Annotated in this window: 18 protein-coding genes and 1 pseudogene; 14 read left to right on the forward strand and 5 right to left on the reverse strand. The window is 68.1% G+C overall.

Annotated features, from left to right (window positions below; genetic code table 11):
- Positions 1-195 precede the first annotated feature (195 nt).
- The 6 genes from D6C00_RS10810 to D6C00_RS10830 all read left to right on the forward strand — a co-directional run bounded on the left by D6C00_RS10810 (position 196) and on the right by D6C00_RS10830 (position 6,918).
- Positions 196-1,104, forward strand: coding sequence for an alpha/beta hydrolase (locus tag D6C00_RS10810; RefSeq protein ID WP_158675394.1), 909 nt, complete (start codon positions 196-198; stop codon positions 1,102-1,104).
- Complete coding sequence (locus D6C00_RS10815; protein ID WP_125181734.1) at positions 1,101-1,754, forward strand: class I SAM-dependent methyltransferase; 654 nt, start codon at positions 1,101-1,103, stop codon at positions 1,752-1,754. Before D6C00_RS10810 ends, D6C00_RS10815 begins: the two co-directional genes overlap by 4 nt.
- 103 nt (positions 1,755-1,857) lie before the next feature.
- Positions 1,858-2,469, forward strand: a complete 612-nt coding sequence (locus tag D6C00_RS10820) for a TetR/AcrR family transcriptional regulator (RefSeq protein WP_125181735.1) — start codon at positions 1,858-1,860, stop codon at positions 2,467-2,469.
- Entirely contained in the window at positions 2,466-3,827 is a 1,362-nt protein-coding gene (locus D6C00_RS10825) for an efflux RND transporter periplasmic adaptor subunit (protein ID WP_125181736.1), read from the forward strand. Before D6C00_RS10820 ends, D6C00_RS10825 begins: the two co-directional genes overlap by 4 nt.
- Positions 3,824-4,162, forward strand: coding sequence for an efflux RND transporter permease subunit (locus D6C00_RS16370; protein WP_206609551.1), 339 nt, complete (start codon positions 3,824-3,826; stop codon positions 4,160-4,162). Before D6C00_RS10825 ends, D6C00_RS16370 begins: the two co-directional genes overlap by 4 nt.
- Entirely contained in the window at positions 4,117-6,918 is a 2,802-nt protein-coding gene (locus D6C00_RS10830; RefSeq protein ID WP_206609552.1) for an efflux RND transporter permease subunit, read from the forward strand. Before D6C00_RS16370 ends, D6C00_RS10830 begins: the two co-directional genes overlap by 46 nt.
- Before the next feature lie 17 nt (positions 6,919-6,935).
- Here D6C00_RS10830 and D6C00_RS10835 read toward each other — a convergent pair whose 3' ends face one another.
- Positions 6,936-7,727 (reverse strand): TIGR01458 family HAD-type hydrolase, encoded by a 792-nt coding sequence (locus D6C00_RS10835; protein ID WP_125181737.1) that lies wholly within the window; start codon positions 7,725-7,727, stop codon positions 6,936-6,938.
- Positions 7,728-7,858: 131 nt separating this feature from the next.
- Positions 7,859-9,241, reverse strand: a complete 1,383-nt coding sequence (locus tag D6C00_RS10840; RefSeq protein ID WP_125181738.1) for a sigma-54 interaction domain-containing protein — start codon at positions 9,239-9,241, stop codon at positions 7,859-7,861.
- 233 nt (positions 9,242-9,474) lie between these two features.
- Between D6C00_RS10840 and D6C00_RS10845 the strand changes: the two genes are divergently transcribed.
- Genes D6C00_RS10845 through D6C00_RS10860 form a run of 4 tightly spaced genes read left to right on the forward strand, consistent with a single transcriptional unit; the run spans position 9,475 to position 12,683 of the window.
- Positions 9,475-10,026: a cupredoxin domain-containing protein gene (locus D6C00_RS10845; RefSeq protein ID WP_125181739.1), complete on the forward strand. Its 552-nt coding sequence runs from the start codon at positions 9,475-9,477 to the stop codon at positions 10,024-10,026.
- A 19-nt stretch (positions 10,027-10,045) separates the two neighbouring features.
- Positions 10,046-11,494 (forward strand): cbb3-type cytochrome c oxidase subunit I, encoded by a 1,449-nt coding sequence (locus D6C00_RS10850; protein WP_125182442.1) that lies wholly within the window; start codon positions 10,046-10,048, stop codon positions 11,492-11,494.
- On the forward strand, positions 11,491-12,096 hold the full coding sequence (locus D6C00_RS10855) for an SCO family protein (RefSeq protein WP_125181740.1): 606 nt from the start codon (positions 11,491-11,493) through the stop codon (positions 12,094-12,096). Before D6C00_RS10850 ends, D6C00_RS10855 begins: the two co-directional genes overlap by 4 nt.
- Positions 12,093-12,683: a hypothetical protein gene (locus D6C00_RS10860; protein ID WP_206609553.1), complete on the forward strand. Its 591-nt coding sequence runs from the start codon at positions 12,093-12,095 to the stop codon at positions 12,681-12,683. The genes D6C00_RS10855 and D6C00_RS10860 overlap by 4 nt, the downstream gene beginning before the upstream one ends.
- Before the next feature lie 61 nt (positions 12,684-12,744).
- Here D6C00_RS10860 and D6C00_RS10865 read toward each other — a convergent pair whose 3' ends face one another.
- Both D6C00_RS10865 and D6C00_RS15790 read right to left on the reverse strand, forming a co-directional pair.
- Positions 12,745-13,434 (reverse strand): hypothetical protein, encoded by a 690-nt coding sequence (locus tag D6C00_RS10865; protein ID WP_125181742.1) that lies wholly within the window; start codon positions 13,432-13,434, stop codon positions 12,745-12,747.
- A gap of 41 nt (positions 13,435-13,475) precedes the next feature.
- Positions 13,476-14,084, reverse strand: coding sequence for a VPLPA-CTERM sorting domain-containing protein (locus tag D6C00_RS15790; RefSeq protein WP_206609554.1), 609 nt, complete (start codon positions 14,082-14,084; stop codon positions 13,476-13,478).
- A gap of 554 nt (positions 14,085-14,638) precedes the next feature.
- Here D6C00_RS15790 and D6C00_RS10875 point away from each other — a divergent pair.
- Positions 14,639-16,948, forward strand: a complete 2,310-nt coding sequence (locus D6C00_RS10875; protein WP_125181743.1) for a DUF255 domain-containing protein — start codon at positions 14,639-14,641, stop codon at positions 16,946-16,948.
- Between the two features lie 17 nt (positions 16,949-16,965).
- Here D6C00_RS10875 and D6C00_RS10880 read toward each other — a convergent pair whose 3' ends face one another.
- Entirely contained in the window at positions 16,966-17,604 is a 639-nt protein-coding gene (locus D6C00_RS10880) for a uracil-DNA glycosylase family protein (RefSeq protein ID WP_206609555.1), read from the reverse strand.
- 331 nt (positions 17,605-17,935) lie between these two features.
- Here D6C00_RS10880 and D6C00_RS16760 point away from each other — a divergent pair.
- The 3 genes and pseudogenes from D6C00_RS16760 to D6C00_RS10895 all read left to right on the forward strand — a co-directional run.
- Positions 17,936-18,187 (forward strand): annotated as a pseudogene (locus D6C00_RS16760) (tRNA(Met) cytidine acetyltransferase TmcA domain-containing protein); the annotation flags it as partial.
- A 122-nt stretch (positions 18,188-18,309) separates the two neighbouring features.
- A complete protein-coding gene (locus D6C00_RS10890) occupies positions 18,310-19,914 on the forward strand; it encodes a GNAT family N-acetyltransferase (RefSeq protein ID WP_125181745.1) in 1,605 nt (534 codons plus the stop codon).
- 235 nt (positions 19,915-20,149) lie between these two features.
- A complete protein-coding gene (locus D6C00_RS10895; RefSeq protein WP_125181746.1) occupies positions 20,150-25,318 on the forward strand; it encodes an HzsA-related protein in 5,169 nt (1,722 codons plus the stop codon).
- Positions 25,319-25,397: the final 79 nt, after the last annotated feature.

Consider the following 25,397-nt stretch of genomic DNA (forward strand, 5'->3'; position numbering starts at 1 on the left):
CTGCGTCTACCCTGTAATGAGTACCGCACGGCCCGTTTCTGATGCTCTTTCACACAAAGGGGGCGTCGCAGGATGGGTGGGACGAAGCGCACCCCATCGCGGCCGGTATGTGATGGGTTACGGTGCAAGGGCCTTCACCCATCCTGCTCCTGACACGAATTTATACACCTGGATAGACCGAACAAGGAGTCGATGATGAGAATCCGCACCCTCTGGCGTACCGCCATCCTGGGCCTGATCGCGCTGGCATTGAGCCCGGCGCAGGCCGAGGAAGTCAAACTGGAACACGACGGCCTGACGCTCAATGCCGAGCTGGAACTCGCACCCGGCAGTGAACTGGCCGACGGCGTGATCCTGATGACCCACGGCACCCTGGCCCATGCGCGCATGGGCATCATGCGCGGGCTGCAGAACGTGTTCAGGGAATACGGCTACAACACCCTGGCCATCAATCTGGGCCTGGGTGTGGACGACCGTCACGGCATGTACGACTGCCAGCAGCCACATACCCACAGGCACACCGATGCCCTGGACGAGATCGGGGTCTGGCTGGACTGGCTGCGCGAGCAGGGCGCGGGCGAGGTCACCCTGCTGGGGCATTCGCGCGGCGGCAACCAGACGGCCTGGTATGCGGCCGAGCGCGACATGAGCGGTGTGGATGCCGTGGTGCTGATCGCGCCGGCGCTGTGGAGCGAGGATTATGCCCGCAAGGAATACAAGGAACGCTATGGCGTCGATCTGCAGCCGCTGCTCGACCGGGCCCGGGGCCTGGTCGAGGCCGACAAGAGCGACGCCCTGATGGAAGGTGTGGACTTCATCTACTGCGAGAACACCACGGTCAGTGCCGGCGCTTTCATCAGCTACTACGATCCCGATCCGCGTCGTGATACGGCATACCTGGTGCCGAAGATCGAAGCGCCGGTGCTGGTCATTGCCGGGACAGAGGATGATGTGGTGCCGGGTGTGGAAGAGGCCATGGCGCCGCTGGCCGAGGCGGATGCTGTCAGCCTGGCGGTGATCGAAGGCGCCGACCACATGTTCCGCGATCTCTACTGGTACGACGTCGCCGATGCCGTCGAGGGTTTCCTGTCCGAGCGGGAATGAAACTCGACCCGGCTGAGTACGAAGCCTGGTACCACACCCCGCGCGGGCGCTGGATTGCCGGACGCGAGGCCGCGCTGCTGCTGCGGCTGCTGCGTCCGCAACCCGGCGCCAGCCTGCTGGATGCGGGCTGCGGCACCGGCCATTTCAGCCGCCGTTTCGCGCAGGCCGGGCTGAGTGTGACCGGCGTGGATCCGGATCCGGCCATGCTGGCCTATGCACGCACGCATTCCGCCGGCCTTGATCTGGATTATGTCCGGGCCGATGCCCGCGCCTTACCCTTCCCCGATGCCAGCTTCGACTACATCGCCGCGGTGACCAGCCTGTGCTTCGTGCCGGAACCGGCGCGGGCATTGCAGGAACTGTGGCGGGTGAGCCGGCGCGGCCTGGTGCTGGGTCTGCTCAACCGCCGCAGTCTGTTGTACCGTGGCAAGCATGGCCGCGGGAGTTACCGCGGCGCCCGCTGGGACGACTGGCGGGAGGTGCGGCAGTGGCTGGCCATGCTTGAGCCGCTACCAGTGTATCAGCGTCACCGCACGGCGATCTTCCTGCCCGGCGGGGGATTGCCGGCGCGGCTGGCCGAGGCATTGCTTCCGGGGGGGCTGCCCTGGGGCGGGTTTCTGGCTGTTTGTCTCCGCCGGGATAACGGATAGACAGGTGGGCCCGGGTCGTCCCGGCCGGAGTTTACACCCGGTGTTTGCGCCCCGGGGGATTGGTGTCTAAACTAAAAGTGAGTATTCACTTTCAAATGGCCCCATGAGCGAGACACGGCAATATCAAACGGCGGAGCAGCGCCGCGACCGGGCGGTGGCAGCGGTGGTGGAGTTGTCCGCCACGGAGAATCCCGCCGGCCTGACCACTGCCCGCATCGCCCGGCGCATGCGGCTGAGCGAGGGTGCGCTGTTTCGCCATTTCCCCAACAAGGATGCCCTGTGGGAGGCCGTGGCGGGCTGGGTGGCCGGGCAGCTGACGCAGCGGGTGGCTGCGGTTGCCGATGAGGCGCCCGACCCCCTGGCCGGCCTGGAGGCCATGTTTCTGGCCCACATCGACTTCATTGCCCACCATCCCGGGGTGCCACGCCTGATGCTGGGTGAGCTGCAGAAGCCCGCCGGCTCCCGTGCCCGCAAGCTCATCGAGTGGGCCATGGGCGAGTACCGGGAGCGGGTCCAGCGCCTGCTGCGGGCAGGGATGGAACAGGGCCGGGTGCGTGCCGACCTGGACCCGGCCGCGGCCGCGGTGCTGTACCTGGGGGCGGTTCAGGGCCTGGTGGTGCAGTCGCTGGTCGCGGGCGACATGCAGGCGGCGGTGCATGCCGCCCCGGGCGTGTTCCGCATCTTCCGCAACGGCATCGTGGAGCGGGAGGCATGAGCCGCCCGGCCCGGTTCAAAAGAATACTGCTGGTGACCGGTGCGCTGGTCGTCGGTCTGGCCTTCATCGTCCTGATGGTGAGTCTGAAACCGCCGCCGGCGCAGCAGCCGCGCGACGATGCGCTGCGCACGGTGCGGGTGATCGAGGCCGAGGCGCTGCCCTACCGGGTCCGGGCGCGCGGCTTCGGCAGCGTCACACCGGAACGCAGCTGGCGCGCCGTGGCCAGTGTCGGCGGACGGATCGTCTACCGCCATCCGGCGCTGGAGAGCGGCAATCTGATCGAGGCCGGCACCCGGGTGCTGGAGATCGATCCCACCCGCTTTGAACTGGCCGTCGCCGCGGCCGAGGCGGAGCTGGCCGGGATTGAAACCGAGATCCGCCAGCTGGAGCAGGAAAAGGAAAACACCGCGGACCTGCTGGCGCTGGAACGCCAGCGTCTGACACTGGCCGAGCAGGAGCTGGACCGGGTCGAGCGGCTGGCCCGGACCGGCGCCCTGTCGCAGACCCGGCGTGACGAACAGGTCCGGGCCACGCTGCAGCAGCGCCAGGCCGTACAGTCGCTGGACAACCGGCTGCGGCTGATCCCGAGTCAGCTCGACCACCTGCGCGCCCGTCGGGACGGGGCCCGGACCGCGCTTGAGCAGGCGCGGGAGGACCTGGCCGACACCCGCTTCACCGCCCCCTATGACATCCGCGTGCACCAGACTGAGGTCGAGCTGCATCAGCAGGTGCGCAGCGGCGAGCTGCTGTTCGTCGCCGACGGCATCGAGACCGCCGAAGTGGTGGTGCAGGTGCCCATTCCGCAGCTGCGCCAGCTGCTGGGTGCCGCGGAGCTGCCGGCGGACCCGGTCGGACTGGAACTGGCCGGCCGGCTCAATCTGGAGTCCATAGAGGCAGTCCTGCACCTGAGCGCCAACCCGCAGGTGCGCTGGCCGGCCCGGGTCAGCCGCATCGCCAGCGGCATCGATCCCCGCACCCGCACCGTGCAGCTGGTGCTGAGCGTGGCCGATCCCTGGCGCAGCGCCCGGCCGCCGCAACAGCCGCCGCTGGTGCGCGGCATGTACGTGGAAGCGGTCATGGCCGTGCCGGCCGCCGAACCGCGCATCCTGGTGCCGCTGGCGGCGGTGCACCAGGGCGAGGTCCATGTCGCCGATGCCGATGACCGGTTGCGCCGCCGCCCGGTCGAACTGCTGCTCAGCCAGCGTGACCTGGCGGTCATCGCCGCCGGCCTGGAGCCGGGCGAACGTGTCATCCTCGATGATCTGGCGCCGGCCATCGAGGGCATGCGGCTGCGGGTCGTGCCCGATCCCGAGGCGCAGCGGGCGCTGGCCGAACGTGCCGCCGGGGCGGCGCCGTGATCCGCTGGTTCGCCGGCCACCCCACGGCGGCCAACCTGCTGCTGATCCTGATCCTGGCCGTCGGGGTACTGGCCGCCCCCACCCTGACCCGCGAGACCTTCCCCGATTACCTGCCGCCCGAGGTCAGCATCCAGATGGAGTACCGCGGCGCGGCCGCCGCCGATGTGGAGGAGGCCATCTGCCAGCGCCTGGGCGAGGCGCTGGCGCGGGTGGAGTTCATGGACGAATTCCGCTGCACCGCCCGCGACAACCTGGCCGAGGCCCTGGCACAATGGACCCGCGCGGAAATATGGGCCGCTTCCTCGATGACATCCGCACCGAGATCGAGGCCCTGACCGACCTGCCCGCGGAGGTCGAGACGCCGATCATCCGCGAGCTCTACCGCACCGACCTGGTCGCCGCCCTGGCCGTGGCCGGCGACATGCGCCTGCCGGACCTGGAGACCTACGCCGGCCAGCTGGAGGACCGGCTGCTGGCGCTGCCGGACGTGGTGGATGTGGTTACCCGCGGCCTGTCCCAGCGCCAGTGGCAGATCGAGGTCGGGCGCGACCGGCTGCGCCAGTACGGGCTGGGCGTGGAGGACATCGCCCGCGTCGTGCGCCGGCAGAATGTGGATCTGCCACTGGGTACTCTGGAAACCGAAGCGCGCGATATCCAGCTGCGCTTCGTCGACCAGCGCCGGCGGCCGCGCGAGCTGGCCGAGCTGGTGGTGATCGCCGGGCCCGCCGGCGGCGAGCTGCGCCTGGGCGAGATCGCCACCATCACCGAGACCTACGAGCGGGCCGAGGAACAGGTCCGTTTCAATGGCGAGCGCGCCCTGGTGCTGGAAGTGCACAAGGCCCGGCATGCCGATGCGCTGGATGTCATGGACCGGCTGCGTGCATTCGTCGCCGACGAGCGTGTCCGGCAGGGGGAAGGCGTGCACCTGACCCTGACCCAGGACATGACCTCCATCGTGCGCGACCGGCTGCAGATGCTGGTGGAGAACGGCCTCCTCGGCCTGGTGCTGGTGGGGCTGGTGCTGAGCCTGTTCTTCCGCCCGCGGCTGGCGCTGTGGGCGCTGTTCGGACTGCCGGCGGCCTTCGCCGGCGCCTTCGCGGTGATGGCGCTCTCCGGCCTGTCGCTGAACATGATCACCCTGGTCGGGCTGCTGATGGCCATCGGCATCGTCATGGATGACGCCGTGGTCATTACCGACAACATCGCCCGCCACGCCGGCGCAGGCAGCAGTCCGCTGGAGGCCGTGGTCGCGGGCGCGCGGGAGGTGCTGCCGGGGGTGCTGTCCTCCTTTCTCACCACCGCCGCGGTGTTTGTGCCGCTGTCCTTTCTCGCCGGCGAGCTCGGCTCGGTGCTGGAGGTGCTGCCGGTGGTGCTGATCGCCGCCCTGGTGGCCAGCCTGGTCGAGGCCTTCTGGATCCTGCCGCATCACCTCAAGGCCGGAGTGGCCGCCCTGGCCGCGGGGCATGATTCGCGCCTGCGGGCACGCTTCACCGCCGTCTTCGAGCGCTTTCGCGAGCGGGTCGGCCGGCTGGCTGATGGCAGTGTAAAGTATCGTTATGCCGTGCTGGCCGCCATGCTGGCCGTGCTGCTGGGCTCGGCCGGCTTCATCGCCGGGGGGTATGTGAAGATGGAGGCCATGCCGGAGATCGACGGCGATGTGCTCGAGGCCCGCATCCTCATGCCTCAGGGCACGCCGCTGGCGCGCACCGAGGCGGTGGTCGAGCGGGTGACGGCCGCGACCGCGGCCCTGAACGCGGAGCTGTCGCCGCAGCAGCCGGACGGCGCCGCGCTGATCCGGGCCGTGCAGACCCGTTTCAGTCACAACCCCAGTGCCGGCGAGACCGGGCCGCATGTCGCCACCGTGATGCTGGATCTGCTGAGCGCCGAGGCGCGCGGCACCGATCTGGATACCCTGAACCGGCGCTGGCGCGAGGCCATCGGTGACATCCCCGGCCTGATCAGCCTGGTGATCCAGGAGCCGGGCTTCGGGCCGGCCGGCATTCCCATCGAGCTGCGGCTCTATGGCGAGGACCTCGACCGGCTCAAGCAGGCCGCCGACGAACTGGCCGTGAAGCTGGCCGGTTACAGCGGTGTGTCCAATGTGCTCGATGACCTGCGTCCCGGCAAGCCGCAGCGCCGGCTGGTGCTGGCCGAAGGGGCGCTGCCGCTGGGGCTGACCGCGGCCGACGTGGCCGGGCAGCTGCGCACCGGCATCCTGGGCGAGATCGTCGACACGGTCCAGATCGGCGATCAGCACATCGAGATCCTGGTGCGCCAGAGCGGCGCGGAGCGCACCACGCTGGATTTCCTGCGTGACGAGGTGATCCTGGACGGGGAGGGCAACGCCGTGCCGCTGGAGGAGGTGGTCGAGATCCGTACGGCCCGCGACTGGGCCCAGATCACCCGCATCGACGGCCGGCGCGCGGTGACGGTCAGCGCCGACGTGGACGGCCGCCGGGCCAATGCCGATGCCATCGTCACCGACCTGAGCGAGCACTGGCTGCCGGACCTGCTCGCCCGGCATCCCGGCGTGGAAGTCGGCATCGAGGGCCAGACCGCGCGCTCGAGCGAAACCGGCCAGTCCATCGCCCGCGGCCTGTTGCTCGGCCTGCTCGGGATCTTTCTGATCCTGTCGTTTCAGTTCCGCAGCTACATCGAGCCGCTCATTGTCATGTTATCCATCCCGCTGGCCTTCATGGGCGCGATCTGGGGCCATGTGCTGATGGGCTACAACCTGTCCATGCCCTCGCTGGTCGGCGCGGCCTCGCTGGCCGGGATCGTGGTCAACAACGCCATCCTGCTGGTGCTGTTCATCAAGCAGTACCGCGCCGAGGGCATGGAGGTCCGGGCCGCCGCCGGCCAGGCCAGCCGCGAGCGCACCCGCGCCATCTTCATCACCTCCTCGACCACCATCGCCGGTCTGCTGCCGCTGCTGACCGAGACCAGCACCCAGGCCACCGCCATCATCCCGCTGGTGATCGCCGTGGTGTTCGGGTTGCTGGTCTCCACCGTGCTGATCCTGATAGCGCTGCCGGCGCTGTATGTCATCCTGGATGATCTGGGCATCGCCCGGCAGCCGTCCTCCGAGTAAAGGGTCCCAGGCCGGGCTCACCGTTGTGCCCACCATGCGGGCAGATCGGCGACGGAATCCAGTACCGTATCCGGCGTGACCCCCTGCTCCAGATCCGCGGGCCGGAACTTGCCGGTGCGCACCTGGATGGCAGCCAGGCCGGCCTGCTGCGCTCCCTCGACGTCGCCGCGGATGTCGTCGCCGATCATCACGCCCGCCGCCGGTTCGATACCGAGTATTTCACAGGCGGTGTGGAAGAAGGGCGTGGCCGGTTTGCCCAGCACGATCGGCGCGACGCCCGAGGCATGGCTGAGGGCGGCGACGAAGGCGCCGGCATCCAGCCGCAGGCCGTCGGCCGCCTGCCAGTAACGGGTCATGCCCAGAGCGACCAGGCGCGGCTGCGGCTTGTGCATCAGCAGCCGGAAGGCGCGATTCAGAGTGGCGTAGTCCCAGCCCTCGCCGAGATCGCCGACCACCACCGCCGCCACCTTCTCCGCATCCTCCGCGGCGAGGTCCAGTGACTCGAATTCCGCCCGGGTCGCCTCGGGCACGAACAGTGCGACCGGTCCCTGAACATACGTGTCCAGCCAGCGTACGGCCGCCACCGGCGGGGTGAGCAGCCTGTCGGAGCCGATGTCGATGCCCATGCGCCCCAGCTTGTCCACCAGCGCCGAACGCGGGCGCGAGGTGGTGTTGGTGAGAAACAGGTGCGGGATGCCCTGCTCGCGTACCCAGGCGAGGGTTTCGACGGCGCCCGTGACGGGCGTCTCGCCCTGATAGAGCACGCCGTCGAGATCGAACAGCAGGCCGTGGTGCAGTGAGGCATTCATGACGGCAGCGCTCACCCGTGGAATTCAACATGGGAACAGGCAAAGCATAGCGCTGCAGGGAACCAAATCCAGCCGTCCGGCATGGCCGCCGGCAGCCTGCCTATCCCCGGGCCATACGCGCGTCCCTGTTCTCAGTTGTCTGCCAGTCGCTTGTCCGGCGCATTCTGTCGCAGCCGCTTCCACAGGGTGGTGCGCGACATGCCCAGGCGGCGGGCGGCCTCGGCCTTGTTGCCGCCGGTCTCGTGCAGGGTCTGCTGGATCAGCGCCCATTCGTCCTCGTCGTTCGCCGGGGTGCGGTAATAGCCAGTCAGCGGCGCGGTCCCGGGCGGGTGGGGCGGGGCGGGGATTTCCGGCGCCAGGTGGGCGATGTCCGGCGGCAGGTGATGGGGCAGGATGCGGCCGCCGTCGCAGTGGACCAGGGCATATTCGATGGCGTTGGCCAGCTGACGCACATTGCCCGGCCAGTCGCTGCGTTCCAGCTGCAGCACGGTCTCGTGCGCCAGCTGCGGCGGCTTGCGCTTGTAATTGCGCGCCGCCTCCTCCAGCAGCCGGGTGGCGAGCATGGCGATGTCCTCGCGCCGTTCACGCAGCGCCGGCACCTCCAGTGGCAGCACGCACAGCCGGTAATAGAGATCCTCGCGGAACTCGCCACGGCGCACCATCCCGGCCAGGTCGCGGTGGGTGGCGGCGAGCACGCGCACGTCCACCGGTCGGGCATGGTTCTCCCCCAGCCGCACGATTTCGCGTTCCTGCAGCACCCGCAGCAGCTTGACCTGGATGCTGGGCGGGATCTCGCCGATCTCGTCCAGCAGCAGGGTGCCGCCGTGAGCCGCCTCGAAGCGGCCGGCGCGGGCGGTGGCTGCGCCGGTGAAGGCGCCGCGGGCATGACCGAACAGTTCCGCCTCCAGCAGGTTCTCCGGCAGGGCGGCGCAGTGCACGGCGATGTAGGGGCCGCTGCTGCGGCTGGAGTTGTCGTGCAGGGCGCGGGCGACCAGTTCCTTGCCGGTGCCGCTTTCGCCCAGCACCAGCACGGTGGCCTCACTGACGGCGGCGCGCAGGATCTTTTCGTACAAGGCCTGCATCGCCGGGCTGTGGCCGACGATGCCGCCCAGCCGCAGCCGTTCGCGCACCTCTCCCTCCAGTTCCACCTCACGCGAGCGGTCGCGCAGGATGATGGCGCAGTACAGGTCCGCCTGGTTGGGCGGCAGCAGCAGCGACCACATGCGCAGATGCACCGACAGACCGTCCGGGCGGGCCAGGCTGATGTCCTGGAGCTGACGGGTGCTGGTGCGCGACTCGCTCAGGGTGCAGTGGCCGCGCGCCTCGCAGGCCCGGGCGCAGGCGGTGTCGGCAAAGATGCTCGGACAGAGCCGGCTAAGCACCTCGTCCCGGTCGCGGCCGAGCAGTTCGCCGGCGGCCTCGTTGATGGCCACCACGCGTCGCCCGCGATCCAGGAACAGGACGCCTTCCTCCAGGCTGTCCAGGAATCGGCTCAGGGTGCTCAGCGTGAACATGGCTGGCTGTCAGAGCGTTCAGAGTGAACGTCAACCGGATGTGGGAAGTGAACACAAGTAAACATGTATTAATAATACATGTATTAAATTGTCACGTAAAGTCAGTGACTTGGTTTCTGGCACGGTTCTGGCTATGGGGCAGGCGCGGCCGGGTCGATCCCGGCCGCGTTCGTACGGGCGCCGCCGGCAGGCGGGCCCTGCTTCCATGTTCAATAGAAACAGCGGGGATAGTTATGTATCAGACACTCGCCTGGCAGCTCAGCCTCATTCTGATGGGGGTGCTGCTCGCCGCCTTCCTGTTCGTGGCGCTGCGCGCGCGCGACCGGGTGGAGGACGCCGCGCCGCTGATCAGCCGCGCCTACCGGATCCGCGGGATCCTGTTCTGGGCCATCCTGGTGGTGCTCACCCCGGTGATGCTCTACACGCTGATCGACCTGCCCTATGCCAGCGCGGGGATCGACCGCCGTGAGGCCCAGGTCATCGAGGTGGTCGGCAAACAGTGGGCCTGGGATCTCAGCACGGATCAGGCCAGTGTCGGCACCCCGGTGGAGTTCCGCGTCACCAGTGCGGCGGTCAACCACGGCCTGGGCATCTATGACGAGGACATGCGCCTGGTCGCCCAGGTCATGGCCATGCCGGAATACACCAACACCCTGCGCCATACCTTCAGCGAACCCGGCACCTACAAACTGCTGTGCCTGGAGTACTGCGGCATGATCCACCACGACATGATCGCCGAGCTGAAGGTCGGCGCCGCCAGTGAAGAGGAGACCGCCCGTGACTGACACCTATGTGACGACGAACATGACCGCCCATGACCGTACACCGATCCCGGTGCTGGCCTGTCTGGCGACGGCAGGCGCCGTGGTGCTGCTGATGATGGTCTTCGGCCTGCTCCTGCGGCTGGCGCAGGGCGGGATGCTGGATCTCGCGCCGGACACCTTCTACGAACTGCTGACCCTGCACGGGGCCGGCATGGTGGGTATCGCCGCGCTGGGCAGCGTGGCCGTGATGTGGTACTTCCTCGGTCAGTATGTGCGTCTGTCGGGCGCCGTCTTCGTCGCCAACCTGGTGCTGTTCCTGGTCGGGGTGGTGATGATCCTGGCCAGCGTGCTGTTCGGCGGCTTCGCCGGGGCCTGGACCTTCCTGTACCCGCTGCCGGCCCAGCCGATGGGGGTGTGGAGTGCCCATGCCGCGGCCCTGTTCGTGGGCGGGCTGCTGGTGATCGGCACCGGCTTCCTGCTGCTCTACCTGGACGTGGCCCGTGCCATCCTGGGCCGGTACGGCAGCCTGGGACGCGCGCTGGGCTGGCCGCAGCTGTTCGGCCATGACGACGGTCGGGCGCCGCCGGTGGCCGTGGTCGCCAGCACCATGGTACTGATCATCAACACCATCGGCATCACCACCGGAGCGGCCATCCTGGTCATGACGCTGGTCAACCTGTATGTGCCGGCCTTCGGCATCGATCCGTTGCTGGCCAAGAACATGACCTATTTCTTCGGCCATGTGTTCATCAACGCCACCATCTACATGGCGGTGATCGCCGTCTACGAGATCCTGCCGCGCTATACCGGGCGGCCGTGGAAATCCAGCAAGGTGGTGCTCGCCGCCTGGAACGCCTCGGTGATCATGGTGATGACCAACTATCCGCACCACCTGCTGATGGACTTCGCCATGCCGGAGTGGGCCCTGGTCGCCGGCCAGGTGATCTCCTATGCCAGCGGGCTGCCGGTGCTGGTGGTGACCGTGATCGGCGCGCTTACCAATGTCCATCGTTCCGGCATGCGCTGGGATCTGGCCTCGGGCCTGCTGCTGCTGTCGGTGTTCGGCTGGGGCGCGGGCGTGATCCCGGCCATTATCGACGCCACGGTGGTGATCAACCAGGTGATGCATAACACTCTGTGGGTACCCGGGCATTTCCACACCTATCTGCTGCTGGGGATGCTGCCGATGGTGCTGGGCTTCATGTACTTCCTGGCCCGGGGCGGCCGGCCCACGGACGCCGCCGGCGCCGAGCGCGGGATCGACCGCATCGGCTTCTGGGTGTTCGCCGTGGCGGGCCTGGGGTTCGTGCTGGCCTTTCTCGCCGGCGGCCGGGCCGGGGCACCGCGCCGCTATGCCGAGCATCTGGCGCAGTGGCTGCCCTATGACCGGGCCGGGGCGCTGTTCGCGGCCCTGGTGCTGGCGGCCACCCTGGTGTTCGTTGCCCGGTTCCTGCTGCGCCTGGGCAGTGCCCGCGGCCGGGTGGCATGAGGTGCGGCCTGCTGACAGTACTGGCAGTGACGGTGCTCGGCCTCGCCACTCTGGCCTGGGGCACGGACGGCTTCCGCGCCTTCACCGACGAGGGCGCGCGGCGCCATGCCGTGCACACCAATCCCCGGCCGTTGCCCGCAGTGACGCTGCAGGACCAGACCGGCAGGCGCTTCGGGCTCGATGACCTGCGCGGCCGGCTGGTGGCGGTGGAGTTCATCTATGTGAACTGCCCGAGCGTGTGCCGGGCCCTGGGCCAGGCCTTTGCCCGGGTGCGTGATGCGCTGCCGGCGGAGTCCCTGGGGCAGGATGTCGTGCTGCTCAGCATCAGCTTCGATCCGCAGCGCGACCGTCCGGAGCGGCTGGCCGACTATGCGGCACGTTACGGCGCCGATACCGGGTCCTGGCGGGTGGCCCGGGTCGAGGACCCGGCCGAGCTGCAGGCGCTGCTGCGCAGCTTCGGTATCGTGGTGATCCCCAACGGCTTCGGCGGTTTCGAACACAACGCCGCCCTGCACCTGGTCGACCGCCGGGGCCGGCTGGCGCGCATCGAGGACTTCGACCGGCCGCTGGCCTTCGTCGAACGGGTGCGGGAATGGTTGTGAATCTGCTGCCGGGACCGGGGCGCTGGCAGTTGCTGGCGGTGTACCTCTTGCTGGCCACGCCGCCGCTGCGCGACTGGCTGGAGGCGGGCATGGTCATGCACATGCTGGTGCAGCTGCCGCTGCTGGCCGGACTCGGGGTGCTCGCTGTCCGCCGGCTACCGGCCCGTCTGCGCAACCGTCTGGATCGCTGCAACGCCGCCGGTGTGCCATTGACCCTGCTGGCCCTGTTCGCGATCGCCTTCTGGATGCTGCCGCGCTCGCTCGACGCCGCCCTCAATCAGCCGGCCATGGAGCTGGCCAAGTTCGTCAGTCTGCCCCTGCTCGTCGGCGCCCCGCTGGCGCTGAGCTGGCGGCGGCTGCCGGCAGTCGGACGCGGATTTCTGTGGAGCAACCTGCTCAGCATGCTGGTGGTGCTCGGCTGGCTGTACAGTGCGGCCCCGGTGCGGGTGTGCACCAACTACCTGGTCGATCAGCAGCAGCTGCTCGGGCGCGGCCTGCTGCTGCTGGCGCTGGGCCTGGCGCTGTGGCTCGCCGGCCAGGTGCTGTTCGGTGACAGTCCCCGGCGCGCCGCGCAGGCCACGGGGTGATGACTGGGGAGCGGGTAGGGACCGGGTAGGGACCGGGTAAGCCGGATACGCGGACTGGGAATCAGGTGCGACAGCGTCGGCGCAATGCCGGCAGCAGTCCTGCCAGGGCCGCCACTCCCAGCAGCCAGGTGGTGCCCGGTTCGGGAATCTGGCTGGGCGGGATCGGGGCGGTGCCGATGCGGCCCTTGACCCGGGTACTGGTGAAGTCCTGGGCGAAGCTGCCGGTGAAGCTGGAGTTTTCCAGGGTCATGGCCACGCCGATGCCGAAGCCGGCGAACTGGCCGGCGAGGCTGCCGCCGCTGACCTCGAACAGGAAGTCCATGACATCCACCGTAGCGGTCAGGTCCTGGAAACCGAACTCGCGGATCTCGCCGGCCAGCAACAGGCCGGTGTGGTCGGGGATGGAGTCGCCGTCGCTGTCGATCTCGCCGAACAGCTCGAAGTCGTTGCCGGCGATGCCGCCGGTCACGATGCCGCTGCTGTCGACGAAGAAGTCCATGCTCAGGGAGCGGGTTCCGGTGATGCCGGTGAAGGGGCCCGGCAGCACGAACTGTACCGCCTGCGGATCGCCGCTGATGCTGATCCGGCCGCTGGCGGCGTCATAGTCGGCGCCCTGGTTGAGCAGACTGCCGAAGCGCAGCAGCGGGGCGTCAGGATCGATGTCCAGCAGGGTGGCCTGAGCCGGCGCCAATGACAGCGACAGCAGCAGGGCTGTGGCGATGCGTCCGATGCAGTTTCTGAGTCCCGTCACGGTTGTGCTCCTTGTCATGTGCTCTGACTGAAAGTCCATTTTCAGTGCCGGCGCCGGGCGGCGGCGGCCAGGCCCAGCAGTCCGCTGCCGAACAGCCAGACGGCGGCCGGTACCGGCACGACGGCGGCAAATGTGTCGTTGGAAGTGCTGGCGGCGGTGAAGCCGGTCCCGAAGTCCCCGGCGAAGTCGCTGGTGTCAGTCACGATGATGATGCCGCCCAGGGCGCCGAAGTCACCTGCCAGGGCGCCGCCGGTGACGTTGAACAGGACTTCAAATACGTCGCTGTCGCCTGTGGGGTCATCGGTAAAGCCGAAAGCCGTGAGGTCGCCGCTGAGCTGGGTGGCGCTGGACCCGTCCCGGATCTCCAGGGAGCCGGAGGTCAGGGCGCCGGTGCCGCTGTCCAGGCTGGCGGTGAGCGAGTAGGTCCAGTCGCCGGCACCGGTGGAACTGATGCCATCGGCGGAGTACTCGAACCAGGCAAAGGCGGCCTGGTTCGCGGTGAAGCTCCCCGTGCCGGCGTCATAGGCGATGTCCAGGTCCGACACCTGGATATCCGGGAACTGCTGCGTCAGGTTCAGCGGCGCCGACACGGCCGGGGCGGCAAGGAACCATGACCCGGCCATGGCCAGTAGCGCGGCGGTGAAACTCATCCAGTTTCGGTGTGCAATCCTCATTGGGCCTCCCCTGTTTATAATCGTTGTGGCCGCCCCTGAACCGGGCTGGCGGCGGACGCTCTGCGACAATACCGCCACCCCGAAGGCGCCGGTGCGGCGAATCCGCTTCCCCGGTCAATGCAAGTCCTCTGCCAGCTGTGATTTTATTTTTTATTAACAATGTGTTGGGTCGGTGATGCCGGGGTCTGCCAGGGTGTCTCCCAGGGGCGACAGGCAGGAGTGTAAGGATCTCCATAAGGATTGCCGGCTGCTACCGCGGTGTCCGACGCCGGATCTTATAAAAATAACATATAAATCAATTGGATTGCCGGAAGGGCAGGGATGGTGGAGAGGGGGCAGGGCCTGGGCCGTCTGTTCTGGGTGGGATTGGGGGCACGCCCCTGTATGTTCGATACTACCCCCTGTTTTTTACGTGGAATCCCCAACATATGGGGCAATCTTGGTAGTGTAAAGAATTTTGACGCCAGGGCTGTGGGGATTAAACGCCCGCCCGCGGCGAACCCCGTTTCCCATATCTGGTCCAACGGGACATGTTCCGGCTGATTCCATTGCTGCGCCGTATCCTCCCGGGCCTGGTCGCTCTGACCCTGGTCGTCGGCCTGGTGAGCGCCGCGCAGCCACAGGGACAGAACCGGCTGGCCACGGAGTCCAGCCCCTATCTGCTGCAGCATGCCGACAATCCGGTGGACTGGTATCCCTGGGGCGAGGCCGCCTTTGTCCGGGCCCGGGAGGAGGATAAATTCATCTTCCTGTCAGTGGGCTATTCGACCTGCCACTGGTGTCACGTGATGAAGCGTGAGTCCTTCTCCGACCCCGACATCGCGGCGCTGCTCAATGAGCACGCGGTCAGCGTCAAGGTCGATCGCGAGGAGCGGCCTGACGTGGATGCCATCTACATGACCGCCCAGCAGCTCATGACCGGCCGCGGCGGCTGGCCGATGACCCTGCTGCTCACCCCCGAGCTGGAACCCTTCTTCGCGGCGGTGTATCTGCCGCCCGGGCAGTTGCGGGAACTGATCCTCAGGGCGCAGACAATGTGGGAGGAGGAGCGCGGCGTGATCGAACGCCGCGCCGCCCGGGTAATGGCGCAGATGCACCGGGCCACGGGTCTGCCGGATGCGGCCGCCGAGCGTTTGCCCGGGACGGAGGTGCGGGCGCGGGCGGTGGCCGCACTGGCCGGGACCTTCGATCCCTTTGACGGTGGCTTCGGTCCGCCGCCACGCTTTCCCCTGCCCTCGAACCTGCAGCTGCTGTTGAGTCATGACCGGATCAGCGGGGATGCCGGGAGCCGGGAGATGCTTACCACCACCCTGGACGGCATGGCGCGGGGCGGCATCTTCGACCAGGTCGGCGGCGGCTTTCATCGTTACGCCACCGACCCCCAGTGGCTGGTGCCGCATTTCGAAAAGATGCTCTATGACAATGCCCAGCTGCTGCATGTCTATGCGCGCGCCTGGGAGCATACCGACGACCCCGACTACCGGCGTGTGGCCGAGTCCATCGCGGCCTGGGTTCAGCGGGAGATGACCGGGCCCGACGGCCTGTTCTACTCCGCCCGGGACGCCGAGGTCGCGGGTAAAGAGGGTGCTTCCTATGTCTGGACCCGGGCGCAGCTGCGCGAGCTGTTGACGGAGACCGAATATGATCTGGCGACACGGGTCTGGGGGCTGACGGGCCCGCCGAATTTCGATGAGGCCTATATCCTGCACTGGCCTCGCGACCCTGCCGAGACCGCGACGGCCATGGATCTGACGGTTGCCGAACTGCATGAGCGGCTGGAGCGCATTCGCGTGAAACTGCTCACGGCGCGCGAGCGCCGGCCGCAGCCGCAGCTTGACGACAAGGCCGTCACCGCCTGGAACGGCATGATGATCGAAGCCCTGGCTCATGCCGGCGAGGTGCTCGAACGCGAGGACTATATTCAGCGGGCCGAACGCGCCGCTGCCGCCCTGCTCGAGGTCCTGCGGGATGAAGACGGCCGTCTGCTGCATGTCGCCCGCGCCGGCCGGGGCCGTATCGCCGCCTACCTGGACGACTATGCAGCCGTCATTCTGGGACTGCTGGCGCTGGACCGGACGACCGATGCGCCGCGCTGGCGCGCGGCGGCCGAATCTCTGGGCGATGCCATGATCGACACCCTGTGGGATCCGGCCGGCGGCTTTCACTACGCCGAGGCCTCGGTCGACCACCTGATCGTGCGGCCCAGAGCCAGCCGGGACGGCGCCATGCCCGCGCCCAACAGCCTGGCCGTGCGCGCCCTCGTGGGCCTGGCGCGCCAGATCGATGCCCGTTTTGCCGGCCATGCCGCCGCCACCCTGCGCGCCTACGCGCCGGTACTCGAAGACGACCCGGCGGCCATGCCTCATATGCTGTGGGCGCTGGCCGAGTACCGGGCGGCGGGACTGGATGAGCAGGCCGCGCCGATGCCGGTCGAATACACGCCCCCGGATACCGCGGATGTGGTGCGGGCACGTGCCCGGGTGGATGACACCGATCCGCGCCGCCTGGTCGTTACCCTGCAGCTCAAGCCCGGCTGGCATGTCAACGCCACACCGGCCTCGCTGGATTTTCTGATCCCGACACGGGTCCGGGCCCGGAGCGGAGACCGGGCGCTGGAACTGGTCGCCGACTATCCCGCCGGCCGGCCGCTGGCGGCCGGTTTCGAACGGCCCATCCGGGTCTATGACGACGGCGTGCGCATCCCGGTGCGGCTGGCGCGTCCGGCGCCCGAGGCGCTCGAACTCAGCCTGCACGCCCAGGCCTGCAGCGACGACGGTCAGTGCCTGGCACCGGCCGAACTCCGCGTTGACATGGGCGGAGACTCGGGCCCGGCGCCCTGAGCCCGCAATGGCAGGGGCTAGCCTGTCGCTTTCGGCTCGAACTTCTCCGCGCAGACCTTGCGCCAGGCGGGATGCGTTGCCAGCCGTTGCAGGGCCTGTGCCAGCAGGCTGCGTCCCGGTTCGGTGCGGTGCCAGGTGGAGGCCCCGGAGGGATGGGGTAACGGCAGCAGGTCGGTGGACCGGCCCTGCACCTGGTGCTGGTGCAGGTCCCCGATCACCTCGGTCAGTTTGCGGAAGGCGAGAAAGCGGCTGATGGCGAGCCGGCCGACGGGTATGATCAGCTGCGGGCGCAGCAGGGTGAGCTCGGTTTCCAGCCAGTTGCTGCAGTTGGCGATTTCCTCTGGCGCGGGCACCCGGTCGCCGCCCCTGGGCTGCTTGCCGGGATAGCAGCGGCAGACCGCCGCCATGTAGACGCGGCTGCGGAAGCGTTCCTCCTCCAGGCCGATGCCGGCGAACCAGCTGAACAGGGTCTTGCCGGCGGTCCAGGCAAAGGGCCGGTGCAGGTGGATCTCCTTGCTCCCCGGGGCCTGCCCGATCAGCATGATCGGCGACAGCACCGCGGTCCCGATGATGGGCGGGCCCTGCATGTCCGGGCAACGGTGGCAGCGGGCGAGTTGATGCTGGTGTTCACGCAGCTGGATGTGGCGGGTTTTCATAATGATCGGACGGTGATTTCTATTGTGTGTTTTATGAACAGCCGCGCAGTGCATGTCTTGCCGGCAGGCTGGATACTGTCTGCCGGGCATTCAACCTCCCTGCAGTATGCCCGATTCCCTCGCGATACAAAAATCCATGCCGCATGAGGTGTCAGTGAAGACCGCAGCGGCAAAACAGCCCATCGCCTCGCTGCTGCGGCTGCGCCCCGACCTGCGGCGGACGCGCCAGCGGCGGCTGTGGGTCTGTGCGGGAGAGCCGGCATGGACACGGCGCTGTGCGCAGGACCTGATCGAGGCCTGGCAGCCCGAATCAATGTTATGTCTGGGCGGGATGGCTTCGACTTCGCCGGGGTCGGTACCCCAGCGTGATTACCGTCATTATCTGGGGCGCGAATACGATCTGGTACTGCTCGATGCCCACGCCGGACTGGATGTGGATGCCCTGGCCGCGATGGCCGGTACCCTGCGCGGCGGCGGCCTGCTGGGCCTGCTCACCCCGGCGCTGACGGACTGGCCGGCGCGGGAGGATGCCGAATTCACACGTTTTGCCGGTACGGCGCAGCCCCCGTCCGGACGTTTTCTCCGGCGCCTGATCGGTTGCTTCGCCGACCCGGCGGTGGCCCTGCTGGAACAGGACCGGGGCTGGCGTGCGCTCCCCCGGTGCGGGCCGGGGACAGCTGCGTTGCCGCCTTGCCCGTTAGCGGGATGTCCACGCAGGACGAGGCCGTCGCGGCCATCCTGGCGCTGGCCCGGGGTCAGGCACACCAGCCGCCGCTGGTGCTGTCCGCCCCGCGCGGGCGGGGCAAGTCGGCGGCGCTGGGTATGGCGGCAGCCGGTCTGCCGGATATCAGGATTCTGGTCACAGCGCCGCGGTGCGACAATTGCGAGGCCCTGCTGCGGCATGCGCGGGCGCAGGGGGCGGCGGCGCCGCGTTTCGTGCCGCCCGATGAGCTGCTGCGACGACAGCCGCCGGCCGACCTGCTGCTGATCGACGAGGCCGCCGCCATCCCGCTGCCCCTGCTGGAACGGCTGGTGCAGGGCTGGCCGCGGGTGGCGCTGGCCACCACCGTGCAGGGTTATGAAGGCACGGGCCGCGGCTTCGAGCTGAAATTCTTTCCGCGTCTGGACCGGATCACCCCGGGCTGGCGGCTGCTGCGTCTGCACGATCCCGTGCGCTGGGCCGCGGACGATCCGCTGGAGCGCTGGCTGGGCCGGGCCCTGCTGCTGGATGCCGATCTCCTGCCGCCGGCGCGGCTGCCGGCCCGGGAGGCGGAGGCGGCAGTGTATGCCCGCCTCGACCGCGATGCCCTGCTGGCCAACGAACCGGAACTGCGTCAGTTGTTCGGTCTGCTGGTCTCGGCGCATTACCGCACCCGCCCCTCGGACCTGCGTCAGCTGCTGGATGCGCCGGGACTGGAGATCCATGTCCTGCGCCAGGGCGACAGCCTGCTGGCCGCCGCCCTGACGGTCCCGGAAGGGCCGTTGCCGGCCGATCTCATCCCCGCCATCTTCAGCGGCCGGCGCCGGCTGCGCGGCCACCTGGTCGCCCAGTCGCTGGTCGCGCACGTCGGCTGCGAGGCCGCCGGCCGGCTGCGGGGGCGGCGCATCATGCGCATCGCCGTGCATCCGCGACGCCAGTGCCGGGGGCTGGGCAGCCGTCTGCTGCGCGAACTCGAGGCCGATGCCCGGCACCGGGGCGGTGTCGACTGGCTCGGCGCCAGCTTCGGTCTGGATTCGCTGCTGCTGAGTTTCTGGCGGGCCAACGGCTATGTCCCGCTGCGCCTGGGCCTGAAACGCGAGGCCAGCAGCGGACTGCATGCCGCGCTCCTGCTCAAGGCGCTCGGGCCGGAAGCTCAAGCGCTGGTGGACGGCATGAGCACGCGCTTCCAGGCGCTGCTGCCGCTGCAGCTCGCCGACGGCCTGGAACGACTGGAGCCGGAACTGGCGCAGGCGCTGCTGCAACGCCAGGACTCACCGCCGCCGGCAGCCTCTCTGACCGCGCAGGACTGGGCTGAGCTGGCCGCCTTCGCCTTCGGTCGGCGTGGTTACGAGGTCAGTCTGGTGGCGATCACCAGGCTGTTGCACCGGTTCGAGGATGCATGGATGCAGTCCGGCCTGCTTGATGCCGCCGACCGGGACTTCCTGTTCGGGAAATGTCTGCAGCATCGTTCCTGGCGACAGCTGGTCGAGGCACACCGACTGGACGGCGCCGGGGCGGCGCGTGAGCGGCTGCGCGGGATCATGCGCAAACTGCTGTGCGCCCTCGCTGCCGGCGAGATCGACGCCGAGCGCGAGCGCCTGTCCCTCTGACCCGGGCTGTCCCGGTGCCGGCGCTGTCTCGGCAGCACCGGCGTAATCTTTAGGCTGTTCCCCGCCTTGTCTTTGCTGTTTGTGACGCGCTGCTTCTGTCCGCGCATCATCATGATTGCGAATCCTGAATTTGTGATCACATGCCGTTTATCGACTGAGTCTTCCCGTTACCCTGCCGCTCATTGTTGTACTTGGCACTTCTTTTTTCTTTTTATTTTTTGAGTTGCGGGGAAATATGATCAAATGGACTGTTCCCGGCCCGTTCGCGGCCGCGCTTTCGGCCGGTCTGCTGACCGCCTTTTTCACCCTCCCAGGCCATACCCAGGAACCCCGTCAGGCGCGGTTCGCGCAGATCGATTACGACGTCGTGTATGTGCGTTGTCCGCGTGGCCGGGAGCCGGTGCATATGCCGGACGGCAACGAATACGGCAACTGGAACGGTGTCAACGACATCTGGCTGTCGGCCTCCAACAATCTCTACCAGCAGCCCGGCTGCGATCTGGTACTGCACCGTCACGACAAGCCGGCCGGCGATCCGGCCGCCGAGCAGGTGCTGGTGAACTGCGACGAGAACGCCGCCAGCGGACGCGTGTGCAGCGTGGCCGACCCGAATGTGTCCTTCGACGGCACCCGCATCGTCTACACCAAATTCGAGGACACCCGCAGCTTCATCACCGACCGCGGCCTCAACGGCAACGGCGGCTGGGGCGAGACCGATCACCTGCAGAGCGTGATGGAGCTCTACCCCGACGGCGACGGGCCCAAGGGCAAGTATGCCCACCGCCGCGGTATCCTGCTGGAAGCCTTCGATGCCCCGGCTCATGTGTACATCTATGATCTGAAAACGGGCACGGAGCGGCGTGTCTCCCCGGCCGGCGGCAAGTTCGCCGGCCGTGCCCATCCCGGTCTGGATCCGGAGTGGGAGAGCCCCATCCCGGTCATGGACACCGGCCCCTTCTTCCTGCCCGACGGGCGTATCGGTTTCACCAGCAACCGTGCCAGCGGCTTCTACCAGTTCCAGCTCTTCGCCATGGACGTCAACGGTGACAACCTGGAATGGCTGGGCCATCGCGCCATGGGCCAGCAGCTGCATCCGGCCATGCTCAGCAATGGCAAGGTGGTCTACACCAGCCAGGACACCATGCTGCAGCGCTCCAACAACAACGACTATTCGCTGTTCACCATCAATCCCGACGGCTCGGACCCCTTCATCTTCGCCGGCAAGACCGATGCCACCCATTTCTCCTATCACTATGTCACCCAGCTGAGTGACGGCGACGCGGTGGTGACCCTGTACTATGACAACAACAACGGCGGCATGGGCTCGCTGCAGCGCTTCCCGGCCGATCCCGAGGGGCCGGACTTTGAACACCACAATTATGACCCCGGCGTGTGGAAGAGCGGCAACCAGCTGCATCCCTTCGCCCGTCGCGGTGAATACCGGCTCACCCCCGAGGCGCCGGCCGGCGACCAGGCCGCCGACCCCTACGTGGACAGCGGCGATTACTGGCGCCATCCGGTCGACGGCCGCACCGTGATGATGAACGGCAAGTTCACCCATCCTTCCGGGGCACCGGACAACGGCCTGCTCACGACCTACACCATCGGCAGTTCGTCGACCATGGGCAAGTACTACGCTTCGCTGCAGGACACCCTGGCCCAGATCGGCAAGGATGCCGGCATCTGGCTGTTCCCGCTCGCGCCCAACGGCACCGATCCCATCGGGCATGTGGCCGAGGACGGGATGATCGTGGTGGACCATCCGGATTACCACGAGATCATGCCGCGCGCCGTGGTGCCATACAGCCGCATTCATGGCACACCGGAACCGGACAACATTGCCCGCAATGACAACCTGGGCCTGACGGATCCGCGCCTGCCGGCCGGCGTGCCCTGGGGCCTGAGCGGCGCCTCCAGCCTGTATGACCGCGAGACCCGGGCGCTGAACGGCACCCCCTGGAACGCCAAGGACGGTGGCGGCTTCCATTCCGGCCGTACCTACCAGAACCTGCTGGTGCAGGGCGGGGAGCTGGCGATCTTCGACAACGAGGAGATCGCCGGTATCCGGGTGAGCCTGCCGATTCCGCCCACGCCCAACGGCTTCTCCGGCAATCGCGAACAGTGGGCCGGCAAGGCCCAGTATCATTATCTGCGTATCCTGGGTGAGTTCCCGGTGCGCAAGCCGGGCGTGGTGGACGGCCAGGGCAATCCGGATACCAGCTTCATGGTGCGTATCCCGGCCGACACGCCCTTCCTGTTCCAGACCATCGACAAACACGGCATGGCACTGGATATCGAAACCACCTCGCGCACCGTCGGCCGCGGCGAGCAGCAGCTGTGTGTGGGCTGCCATGTGCATACCCGCGACGGCATGGACCCGGAACAGTCCTTCGCCAAGCTGGATGCCGGCGGACCGTTCGGGGATTTCACCCGCCACAGCGCACCGCTGTTCGCCGGTGTGGACGGGCAGGGCCGGGTACAGGTGGCGGCCGCGGAAACCGTCTATCCCGATCTGCCCGGCATCAGCGCCCGGCGCAGCCTGGGTGTGGACTGGGAGAACGGCATCGGCGAGATCATCCAGAAGCGCTGCGCCTCCTGTCACGCCGAAGGCAAACCGGCGCAGCAGCTGACCGGGCTGCGGCTGGACGGCGACACGCGCACCTACGATCTGCTCACCCGCAACGCCTATGTGCGCGAGGACGGCGTGAAGATCAACCATGCCAGCAAACCCGGTGACGGTCTGACCGATCTGGACCAGCCCGGCACCGATCGCATCACCCGTCACTACAGCTGCTGCACCGTATCGCGCTGGCTGGCCATGAACAGTGCCCGCTCCAGCATGCTGATCTGGGCCCTGTACGGCGAGCGTCTGGACGGCCGCGATCCGGCCACCGGACAGCCGCCCGTCAACAGCGGTGTGCCGGTCGATCCGCAGGGGCGCGAGTTCCCCGAGATCTGGCCGAAGGTGGCCGAGCACGCCGACCATGTGGCCGCCATGCCCGAGCGTGAGAAGCGGCTGCTGGCGCGCTGGGTGGACATGGGCGCGCCCCTGACCAATGTGCACGATGACCTGGTCCGGCCGGTGCTGACCGTTACCCCGGTGCAGTCCGGCGGTTACGTCAGCCAGGTACTGGTGGGGCTGTGGGACGATTCACCTCTGGATTATGGTCGCTTCCGGGTGCTGGCCGATGGCGTGGACATCACGCCGGCTATCGACGGCGAGCCGACCGTGATCCCGGTCAACCTGCCGGTGGCCGTGAGCGAGGCCAACGCCGATGAGGTACGGATCAGCTTCGAGATCTGGGATCGGCCCGATCGCAGCCTCAGCCTGGTCCAGCCGGGCGTGCCGGCGGCCAACCGCACCCGCAAGACCTACACCGGTCGTGGTCTGCTGCGCCTGGCCGGCGTGGACGTGAGCGCCACCGACCTGCCCGATGTAATGGACTCGATCGATGACGCCAATGCTGAGCCCGAGCCTGCGCCCGCACCCGTTGACGATCCGAACACGGACGGCAGTACGAGTGACAGCGATTCGGGCACGGTGGACACCACGCCCGATGAACCCGTGGTCGATGAGCCGGTCGATGAACCCGCCGACCCGCCCGGTGCGGAACCGGTGCCGGAGCCGGACGTGGATGTGGCCACCGTGGTCGAGACCGCCAGCCCGGTGCTCGCCGCGGGCGAGTCAACGCAGCTGCAATGGACCCTGATGAACCTGTCGCAGACTTCCGCCAGCGGCGTCGATGCCTACCTGCGTCTCGATGGCGAGCTGGCCGGTTTCGCCCTGACCGGGACGGTCGCCGGCTGCGAACGCCGGCCCGACGGGGTGCGTTGTGCCCTCGGCGGTCTGGCCGCGGGCGAGCGGCGCACCATCACCCTCGAGCTGACCGCCGGCGGCGCCGGCGAGATCGGGGTGCGGGCGGAGCTGCTGGCCACCGAGCCGGACGGCATGCTCTCCAACAATCTGTACCAGGACCGTCTGGCCATCGAAGCCTCCCGGGTGGATCTGCAACTCGCCGCCGTGGATGCGCCGGCCGCCCTGCAACCCGGGGAACCGGTCAGCTGGACGCTGGAACTGGCCAACAGGGGCAGGGATACCGCGCGCGGCGTGCGGCTGACGGCCGTGACCGAGGCGCCGCTCAAGCTCGGCATGACGGCTGACAACCTGGCCTGCTCCCGTCAGGGCGATGAACTGGAATGTCCCGTGCCGGACCTCGCGCCGGGTGAGCACCTGCCGGTGCGCGTAATGATAATGAGTGATACGACGCCGGAAGGCGTCGCCCGCATAGCGGTCAGCAGCGCGGACATGGAGCTCACCCCCGGGGACAACCAGTGGGAACGCAGCTACAGCGTCAATGACAAGGGCTTCGATCTGCCCGGTCTGCCGGCCGCGGTCTGGACCGAAATCCCCGACAGCCGCCTGGCCGACGCGGTGGCCGGCAACGAGTCCGAGGCCTATCTGCGGGCCCTGACCGAGGCCAGCAGCGGCGGCGCCTTCGACAGCCGGCGCGGACGGCTGCTGGTCTGGGGCGGCGGCGGCAACCGTTTCGGTGGCAACGCCGTCTATGCCTTCGACACCAGTCGTCTGGAATGGCAGCAGGTGTCTGCGCGCAGCGAGTGGCTGGAGGGCGACCCGGAGACAGGCTATTACCGTGACGGGCTGCCCTGGGCGCGTTCGACCTATGACTCGCTGGAGTATGTCCCGGGCGAGGACGCTCTGTGCGCCTTCGGCGGCAAGGCCCTGTACCAGGCCACCCGCACCACGCTGCAGAATCTGGACTGCCTGCGGCTGGAGACCGGCGAGTGGTTCCGCCTGGCGGACGTGCCGGCACGGGTCAGCTATGGCGTGATGACGGCCTGGGATCCGGTCAGCGAAAAGGTGTGGATGCACAGTGCCGGCGGCCGCGGTCACCTGCTGTCCTTCGATACCGCCACGCGACAGTGGGACGGCCACGGCGACCGCAGCAGCGATCCCTGGGTCAGCCGCATGACCGGCGTCATCGATCCCAAACGGCGCCTGTTCGTGGCCGTGGGCAAGGATGCCGGAGGTGAGCCCGGCGAGATCATGCTGTGGGATCTGAAGGAGGGTGAGAGCGCCGCGCGCCGGGTGCAGACCCGGGGCGAGATCGCCATCACCGCCGCCAAGAGTCCCGGCGTGATCTATGATCCCGACCTGGATCGCCTGGTGGCCTGGATGGGCGGCACGGACCTGTATGTGCTGGACCTGGACAGCCTCGTCTGGCAACGCATCGAGGCCGGTGTCGCGGCCGGCAACAGTGGCCCGGGCAGGGCGCCATCGGCCGGTACCTTCGGCCGCTTCCGCTACGTGGCGTCCAGCAAGTCCTATGTGCTGGTCAATGCCGTGGACGAGAACGTCCATGTCATCAGGCTGGCGGACCGTTAAGGGGGGTGCAGGCCGGAACAAGGGCCTGATGGCCCGTTCCCGGCTTTTGTCTCTGTCATTCCGGCGTATGCCGGAATCC

It is taken from the genome of Thiohalobacter thiocyanaticus, from assembly GCF_003932505.1.
Taxonomy (GTDB): domain Bacteria; phylum Pseudomonadota; class Gammaproteobacteria; order Thiohalobacterales; family Thiohalobacteraceae; genus Thiohalobacter; species Thiohalobacter thiocyanaticus.

Excerpts from the sequence above, each read along its gene's own strand:
- D6C00_RS10850 (WP_125182442.1), top strand. The coding sequence starts at position 10,046 with ATGACCGCCCATGACCGTACACCGATCCCGGTGCTGGCCTGTCTGGCG.
- D6C00_RS10830 (WP_206609552.1), top strand. The coding sequence starts at position 4,117 with ATGGGCCGCTTCCTCGATGACATCCGCACCGAGATCGAGGCCCTGACC.
- D6C00_RS10895 (WP_125181746.1), top strand. The coding sequence starts at position 20,150 with ATGATCAAATGGACTGTTCCCGGCCCGTTCGCGGCCGCGCTTTCGGCC.
- D6C00_RS10845 (WP_125181739.1), top strand. The coding sequence starts at position 9,475 with ATGTATCAGACACTCGCCTGGCAGCTCAGCCTCATTCTGATGGGGGTG.
- D6C00_RS10855 (WP_125181740.1), top strand. The coding sequence starts at position 11,491 with ATGAGGTGCGGCCTGCTGACAGTACTGGCAGTGACGGTGCTCGGCCTC.
- D6C00_RS10880 (WP_206609555.1), bottom strand. The coding sequence starts at position 17,604 with ATGAAAACCCGCCACATCCAGCTGCGTGAACACCAGCATCAACTCGCC.
- D6C00_RS10875 (WP_125181743.1), top strand. The coding sequence starts at position 14,639 with ATGTTCCGGCTGATTCCATTGCTGCGCCGTATCCTCCCGGGCCTGGTC.
- D6C00_RS10810 (WP_158675394.1), top strand. The coding sequence starts at position 196 with ATGAGAATCCGCACCCTCTGGCGTACCGCCATCCTGGGCCTGATCGCG.
- D6C00_RS15790 (WP_206609554.1), bottom strand. The coding sequence starts at position 14,084 with ATGAGTTTCACCGCCGCGCTACTGGCCATGGCCGGGTCATGGTTCCTT.
- D6C00_RS10820 (WP_125181735.1), top strand. The coding sequence starts at position 1,858 with ATGAGCGAGACACGGCAATATCAAACGGCGGAGCAGCGCCGCGACCGG.
- D6C00_RS10825 (WP_125181736.1), top strand. The coding sequence starts at position 2,466 with ATGAGCCGCCCGGCCCGGTTCAAAAGAATACTGCTGGTGACCGGTGCG.
- D6C00_RS10815 (WP_125181734.1), top strand. The coding sequence starts at position 1,101 with ATGAAACTCGACCCGGCTGAGTACGAAGCCTGGTACCACACCCCGCGC.
- D6C00_RS10890 (WP_125181745.1), top strand. The coding sequence starts at position 18,310 with ATGTCCACGCAGGACGAGGCCGTCGCGGCCATCCTGGCGCTGGCCCGG.
- D6C00_RS10835 (WP_125181737.1), bottom strand. The coding sequence starts at position 7,727 with ATGAATGCCTCACTGCACCACGGCCTGCTGTTCGATCTCGACGGCGTG.
- D6C00_RS10840 (WP_125181738.1), bottom strand. The coding sequence starts at position 9,241 with ATGTTCACGCTGAGCACCCTGAGCCGATTCCTGGACAGCCTGGAGGAA.